The organism is Streptomyces sp. WAC05292, from assembly GCF_003949955.1.
Lineage (GTDB): Bacteria > Actinomycetota > Actinomycetes > Streptomycetales > Streptomycetaceae > Streptomyces > Streptomyces globosus.
The window spans coordinates 1-297 of the sequence record NZ_RPSE01000914.1 but is presented as its reverse complement, the minus strand read 5'-3'; the positions used below and the strand labels follow the sequence as shown (position 1 = coordinate 297).

Below are 297 nucleotides of genomic sequence, written 5' to 3'. Positions count from 1 at the left end.
ACCCCGAGCCGGCCGTCCACCCCGGGCCCCCGGCCCAGCGCCTCGGTCAGCCACCCGCCGACCGCCGCGCCCAGCGCCGTGCCCAGCACGCCCGCCGGGGGCGACGGGGGCGACGGCGGGCCCGCCGCGGCGCCTGCGCCGGCCGGCAACCAGCTCGCGGAGACCGGCTCCTCGACGGCCACGGCCGCGGTCGGCGCGGGCGCGGCCGTCCTGCTCGCCGCGGGGGGCGGCACCCTCTACGCCGTGCGCCGCCGGGCCGACGGCTGAGGACGCCCGTGCTCCACCTCGCACCGCCCG

1 protein-coding gene is annotated in these 297 nt (G+C 84.8%); it reads left to right on the top strand.

Going from position 1 to position 297, the window contains the following annotated elements; all coding sequences use genetic code 11:
- Positions 1-267, top strand: a 267-nt coding sequence (locus EF903_RS33700; RefSeq protein ID WP_221888838.1) for an LAETG motif-containing sortase-dependent surface protein, incomplete at its 5' end; no start/stop codon positions are given.
- Positions 268-297 lie beyond the last annotated feature (30 nt).